9 protein-coding genes are annotated in these 6,361 nt (G+C 48.3%); all 9 read left to right on the forward strand.

All coding sequences use genetic code 11. The annotated features are described in order from the left end of the window. A partial coding sequence (locus tag F8N44_RS30810) for a hypothetical protein (RefSeq protein ID WP_224794852.1) occupies positions 1 to 959 on the forward strand: 959 nt, incomplete at its 5' end. Position 960: 1 nt separating this feature from the next. Beyond that, the gene (locus F8N44_RS30815; protein WP_150652151.1) at positions 961 to 1,356 is read left to right on the forward strand and encodes a DUF6911 family protein; all 396 of its coding nucleotides are present in this window, start codon (positions 961 to 963) and stop codon (positions 1,354 to 1,356) included. Between the two features lie 269 nt (positions 1,357 to 1,625). Next, the gene (locus tag F8N44_RS30820) at positions 1,626 to 2,066 is read left to right on the forward strand and encodes a hypothetical protein (protein ID WP_150652992.1); all 441 of its coding nucleotides are present in this window, start codon (positions 1,626 to 1,628) and stop codon (positions 2,064 to 2,066) included. A gap of 272 nt (positions 2,067 to 2,338) precedes the next feature. Continuing rightward, positions 2,339 to 3,514, forward strand: coding sequence for a Hint domain-containing protein (locus tag F8N44_RS31980; protein WP_224794853.1), 1,176 nt, complete (start codon positions 2,339 to 2,341; stop codon positions 3,512 to 3,514). Next, on the forward strand, positions 3,495 to 3,764 hold the full coding sequence (locus tag F8N44_RS30835) for a hypothetical protein (RefSeq protein WP_150652993.1): 270 nt from the start codon (positions 3,495 to 3,497) through the stop codon (positions 3,762 to 3,764). Before F8N44_RS31980 ends, F8N44_RS30835 begins: the two co-directional genes overlap by 20 nt. Before the next feature lie 413 nt (positions 3,765 to 4,177). Next, positions 4,178 to 4,924: a hypothetical protein gene (locus tag F8N44_RS31985; RefSeq protein WP_224794854.1), complete on the forward strand. Its 747-nt coding sequence runs from the start codon at positions 4,178 to 4,180 to the stop codon at positions 4,922 to 4,924. After that, a complete protein-coding gene (locus tag F8N44_RS30845; RefSeq protein ID WP_150652994.1) occupies positions 4,924 to 5,397 on the forward strand; it encodes a hypothetical protein in 474 nt (157 codons plus the stop codon). Before F8N44_RS31985 ends, F8N44_RS30845 begins: the two co-directional genes overlap by 1 nt. Before the next feature lie 198 nt (positions 5,398 to 5,595). Continuing rightward, complete coding sequence (locus F8N44_RS30850) at positions 5,596 to 5,997, forward strand: hypothetical protein (RefSeq protein WP_150652995.1); 402 nt, start codon at positions 5,596 to 5,598, stop codon at positions 5,995 to 5,997. A gap of 96 nt (positions 5,998 to 6,093) precedes the next feature. Continuing rightward, a complete protein-coding gene (locus F8N44_RS30855; RefSeq protein ID WP_150652996.1) occupies positions 6,094 to 6,330 on the forward strand; it encodes a hypothetical protein in 237 nt (78 codons plus the stop codon). The last annotated feature ends 31 nt before the right edge of the window (positions 6,331 to 6,361 follow it).

A 6,361-nucleotide genomic window follows, 5' to 3' on the forward strand; every position in this document is an offset into this window, starting at 1 on the left:
AATATAACCAAGCATCAGCCAATCTTTTAGCACTTTCACAAATTGTGGGTGTGCTCGGCGCTACTCTTTCAGGTGGTGATGCGGGGATTGCCTCGACCGTGGCGGGCAATGCTACAACCTACAACTACCAAGCTCATTGGGATGACTTTGGAAAGGACTACGATGCGTGTCGAGCCAATCCTTCCGGATTCGGTTGCTCCACTATCCTTAAAATGGCCGGGGTCACTTCGCGAAGTATTGGGGAGGGCGTAGTCGAGAATATCGACGCTTCCGGCGTGGCGGTGGGGTATACGATCCTCGGGCCGGACAATCAGCCCAGGGTGATTATGGAACCTGCTGAGTATGCGATTTTCAGCAAGCTACCCCCGGCTTGGAAGGAAAACTACCTCTCGCAACCTTCTTGGAGCCTAGACGTTGCGTCATCAATACAACGAGTGCAAACCGGTGATTTCTCGGGTGCAATGGATCATTATGGCTACATGCTGGGTGAGCCAAGCTATTGGGCTGACCTTACGCTGAATATGGCGCTGGCACTTGGTGGCTATGTGTTGAAGCTCGCCCCAGCCGTAACTGCTGAAGGGAGGATCGGCGGGGAGATATTCAAGGATACAAATCAGACTGCTCGTCCACCATCATTAGCAAATGCCAATGAACCGACGCTAATTTCTAATCGAGTCACGACCAAAGCGACGTCCACCAAGAAAGTTCTCCCAAATGGCAATATGGCTGATGCACATGCAGAAATTGGTGTGATCCAGCAGGCGTTCACTGCAGGGAAAACGGTCGGGGCGAGCATGGAGCTCAGGGTATCTGGAAAGGCAGTATGTGGGTTCTGCCGTGGAGACATTGCTGCAATGGCTAACGAGTCTGGCCTGTCCTCACTTACCATCAAAGAGCTTGCGACAGGTAAAACGCTTTATTGGCGCCCTGGAATGAAATCAGTAAAAGAGGTGAAATAATATGAAGCGCTCTCTCTCCTGGACGGTCGGTTTTGGCAGAACCTGTGAAGGTGGCACGCAAAGAGATCCATCTTGGAATGATGTCGTTGCGCACCTTGAAGAGTCCTGCCGAAATTTGGGGAGTGTAACCCTGGATATTGAAGAATTAGCAGGCTTCGAACTCTTGACATTGCAGGTTGTTGCAGAGACAGGCAAGTACGCACTGACTCTCGGCGTTGATGATGGCGATGACTACGATGTCAAAGTATTTTGCGGTGATAAAAATCGTGGCGGAATCATGCATATCCAAGGCGACGCCGTTGCTGGTTCAGCCATCTGCTCAAATTTTGAGATTGTCGTGGAGATATTCAAGCAGCTCTTCGACAGTGGCCGAGTGTCGCCCGCGCTCATGAACTGACGTTTAACTCGAGCGACTCCGGCCAAAACAAAAAACGCCCCAAATCACCCGGGGCGTTTTTCATTTATCGAACACTAAATTTCGGACGCTCACCGAAACGCCGGCACCACATGCTTGATAAACAGCTCCGACGACTTCTTCTTCTCTCATGCGGCAAGCTGTTATCACACCAGAAACTGGGGTAAATGGGGACAGACCACGTTTAAAAAGTACTCCGAAAACGTGGTCTGTCCCCGTTTTCTCCCCACTAATATTTTCGGAGCCGAGTAATGGAAATGAATGACGAATTTCTGGAAATCAATGATCTTGATTGGTTTGCCTCATGTCGTGGTGGGGTCATCGCTCATTTCGCTACAGGTGGACATGGGGTTGTGCCTGACGATGTCCGTCAGTCAATTTCCAGATATGAGGAAATTTATGACTACTTCTATTCAAGGCCTGGAGGCGTGGACGTTGAGATAGTAGAAGCCAATTTGGTTGAGTTTGCCGATGAAGCTCAGCGTGCGCGCTATTTAAAATCTTTTGTTGAAATGGCCGGCAGAGGGTTGTTCAGTCATGACGCTTCCGAGCAGGGTGGTTATAAATTAATTGCCAAACCAAAATCGGCACTAAAGTTAGTGGATCTCCCGAAGTTGATGCAGACTTCTATTTGTAAGCTACCATTGGAGCTCACTGACTGGATACGTTGCGACGACTTCACTAAAGATTAAATGTAGAAGGATAAATGGGGGCAGACCACGTTTAGAAAGTACTCCGAAAACATGGTCTGTCCCCGTTTTCCCTATCGCGTTTCCACTGTGAGGTTGTAATCATGAATGGGGGAAAAATGGGGACAGACCACGTTTAGAAAGCACTCTGAAAACGTGGTCTGTCCCCGTTTTCCATGTCCCCTTTTTCTCAGACAGCGGAATCGATCTGGAAGGCAGTGTCATCACCTTTAGACACGATTGGTGCAATCGCTGGGGGTATAGGTGGGTTAGCGGTGGGGTTCAAAGACTGGATTACCAGTCCGATCCCGTCGCATACGCTGGAAAAACAGTTTGATAAAGTAGCGACCGCGTCCGCCCAAGAGTTGGGCGGTATTGCTTTCGATGCGGCCACCGGGCTTGTCACCGCCTATATTGGGGGCAGAGCCGTTGAATGGGTTGGTGAGAAGTGGGTTAGTGCAAAAGGCACCGCGGGAACCCCAGTAACGAAGGGGCCTTGCTGCTTTGCTGCGGGTACGAAAGTTTCTACACCGCAAGGCGACCGCGTTATTGAGTCGCTCAAGGTGGGAGATGTTGTCTGGAGCAAGCCTGAGAAAGGGGGCAAGCCGTTCGCTGCAGCCATTCTGGCAACGCATCAGCGCTCGGATCAGCCGATCTACCGCCTCAAGCTCAAAAGTGTTCGTGGCGCTGGCGCAGCGGAAGGCGAAACCCTGCTGGTTACGCCGAGCCACCCCTTCTATGTACCCGCCAAACATGACTTCATTCCTGTCAAAGATCTGGAGCCGGGTGATCTACTGCAGTCACTGGCTGATGGCGACACCGAAAACACCTCGTCCGAAGTCGAATCGCTAGAGCTGTACCTGCCCGAGGGCAAAACATACAATCTGACGGTCGATGTGGGGCATACGTTCTACGTTGGCGAACTCAAGACCTGGGTACACAACACCGGGCCTTGTGATTTGCCTCCGGATTATTTTGCGGGTGGTGCAAAAGAACTTAGGAGAGTTGACCCACCCATCCCGAAAGTTGATGTTACAAATGACTTTATGATGAAGCCGTTCAATGATGGGGGAGTCCAGCTCAAGTATGGCGATCCTGATGGCGTAGCAGGATTGATCGTGAATGTGGATAAAGCGGGAGTGCTGGGATTTGAAATTCGTGCTGCACTGAATCATCCCTATTACGATGCATCAGGCACTGATATGTTCGCCAGCGCAATGCAACGCCTCGGCAATGAAGGCATCAAGGTCAATCAAATCCGTGGGGCTTGGGAGGCGGGCACTGACAGCGTTAACACTGCTCGATATCTCGAGAATATTGCCAATGGAATGTCAAAAGAAAATGCGGCTTTGAATACATGGACAGGCCAAATAGCCCAAAAGTACGGATACGGAAAGGTTGAGAAAATTGAAACCATTGGAGGCATCAATTATGTCATCTTTAAAAAATAACAATTTGTTAGCCCAGTTGCTGGAAGGGAAAATGCCGAGCACTGTACTGAACTTGATGTTGGAGGCTGATCCTGAGTTGGATAAGTATGTTTTAGCAAATGCTTTTTTGGAAGAGCTTGATCGTTTGGATAGCAAAATCCTTCCTGTAATATGGAAGTGGAAGAGTGCCAAATCGATTAGAGGTATTTCTGACCAACAACTTGATGAGGCAATACTTGCTCAAATGAGGATGGCCGGCTATATGGTGTAGTTAAAAGTAGAGAGGGTCTTAGTTTTCTACCTTGGAGAATAAATGGGGGCAGACCACGTTTAGACAGAACTCCGAAAACGTGGTTTGTCCCCTTTTTACCTTATTTAGGATGAATGGGGACAGATGAATGGGGAGGGGATAAATGGGGACAGACCACGTTTAAAAAGTACTCCGAAAACGTGGTCTGTCCCCTTTTTACTGTCCTCTTTTTATTCTTTTTATTCCTCAGGGAAATGGATTCGCTATTAGTTGTATAAAAAATCGGATCTGAACGGTGGGGATAAATGGGGACAGATCACGTTTAGATAGCACTCTGAAAACGTGGTCTGTCCCCGTTTTCCATCGCCGACTCCACCAATGCCAGGACGCGAGCTGTCCTTGACCACCTTCCGAAAGGGGACCCGGCTAATGCTGTGAAGTTTTTGGCTGCAGCGGGGATTATCGCTCTTGCGCCAGAAGCGATTGCTTTGCTTGGACAGCTGGCTACGAGAGGTGCAGCTACCTGCGCTGCCAATCCAGTGTTGTGCGGAAACGAAGTCATGATCTGGGCCGCTGAAGCAGGGATGTCTGAAGCACTTCCCGTCGGCTTGGGCGTCGCAGCAGGAGGGGCAGCCACCAAGGAACTGAGTGATCTCCGCGGTTTGATGGAGATCGAAACGAAAACTGGGGTTAAACTAACGGCTGAGCAGATTGGGGCGGTCGTTGGGCCGGCAGCGACAGGTGCAAAAGCAACTGGTGGCGCTGCCGGAAAGGTAGACGAGTTTATTCCTCCAGGAATGGATCGCCCATTCCGTTCTGTTAACCCAGAGTTTCCGCCGAGCAAATCTGTTGTTGATGCAATGGAGAGCCCGCAAATTAAAAACATGGTGGGTTGTTCCAGGACAGACTGTTCAGATATTGCAAGCAAGTTGTTTGATGCTTCAGGTGGTAAAGGGACGGTTATTGAGGTTCGCCCTGCGAGAGCTGGCGATTTAAATGTTTATGAGAATGGAGTTAAAGAGCCGGGTCAGTTTTATCACCAAGTCTATACTGATGGTCGATATGTTTATGATCCACGGCTATCGTCTAACCCTATTCCTAAAGGGGATTGGGAGCAGCATATTAAAAATATTAACCCGGGCGGAGTATCGATCTCTGATAGGTTGAAGGGGTTGAAGTAATGGACGTGACTAGAATTTTAGACTCGGAAGGTGAGCTGCTTAATATTCTTCATGACTTGAATGCACTTGAGTGGAGAAAGTATGGGCAACGTAATCCAGAGGTCTGGAGGGGTGATCATTTTGAAAGAGAGGATCGTTCGAGATTTCCTCCATATATAGCTTTTCGATTTGAAAAAGAAAGTGAGTATATTATCTCTATTTTGAATGAGGTGATTGGTTCATATAATGGCTTGATTTCTTGGGTGCTGATGGGTCGTGAGCGTTATGCGTCCTCTGGCATGAATTGGGTAATTGAGCCTGCATATATTAAGGAGGTAGAGGCTAAAGCCCAATCTTTAGGGCAGTCTTCTGAAAGCTATCTTGCCAAGTATGAGCCTGAGTTTGGGCCTATTGCCTTTGAAGACTTGGTTGGGTTAACTGAGTATATTCGTAAAAAATTCTCAGAATTGAATATCTCAGCCAATGAACTGTAGAAGTCTTGGCTTGGATAAATTGGGGGCAGACCCTGAGGGATCCCCACAAATCTACTCCATGATAAATGGGGACAGACCACGTTTAGAAAACACTCTGGAAACGTGGCCTGTCCCCTTTTTTACCTCCTTTTGTTTACCCCGTATTTCAGTTAGGCATTCGTCGAAGTAAAATAGGGGCAGTAGTGGAGGGCTTTAATTATGTCATTGTCGGCAATGATCATATCATCAGAAAAGTTGAGCGCGGACGATTTTAAAGCCGTGCTCCTAGAGCATGGTGGATTCGTGAGTGCCGGAAAACCTTCTCGCGGTAGCGTTGGTGAGGGTGATTCAGAAATTTGGTTGGCCTTGCATTCAAAAGACATTCTTGATGAGTTTTATGATGCTGAAGATCAGCAAGAATGGCAGGATGCTCTCGGGGCTACTCCGCAGACAATGATTGAGATTAACTTAGATCATACTGAGCACGCGAAGTTAATGTATTTGAAGGTATTTTTGAGTTTTGCGAAGGCTTGGTCGTGTATTTTGTATGACGTGGATGATGCTGTGCTTTCCTGCGGCTCGGTTGGTGAGAAATACAAGAGTCTTTTGGACGGGGGTTAAGGGAAATATGAATAAATGGGAACAAGCCACATTTCGAAAGTACTCCGAAATGTGGTCTGCCCCCGTTTTTCCAAGCCGTTAAATTGAGAGGTATATGTGGCTATTTATATAGAAATGGACAAGGTTGTAGAAACTGAAGAGTATGTGGAATATACGTTTGGCCGGGGCGGCGATGTAGGTCTGATACGGCTTGATAAAACAAAAGAAACTATAAGCGTCATAAAGGAATGCCCGTTGGATGTAAGCGGGAAATGGTCGGAAAGAGCGGGTATGAAGCTCGCTCGGCTCTTCGTAAAAGGCGAATATCCTGCGAAAACCCAGTGGGCTTCTTGAGAAGGGATAGAGAGAGTGGGATAAATGGGGA

The sequence above is a fragment of the Pseudomonas fluorescens genome, from assembly GCF_902497745.1.
GTDB lineage: Bacteria > Pseudomonadota > Gammaproteobacteria > Pseudomonadales > Pseudomonadaceae > Aquipseudomonas > Aquipseudomonas fluorescens_BM.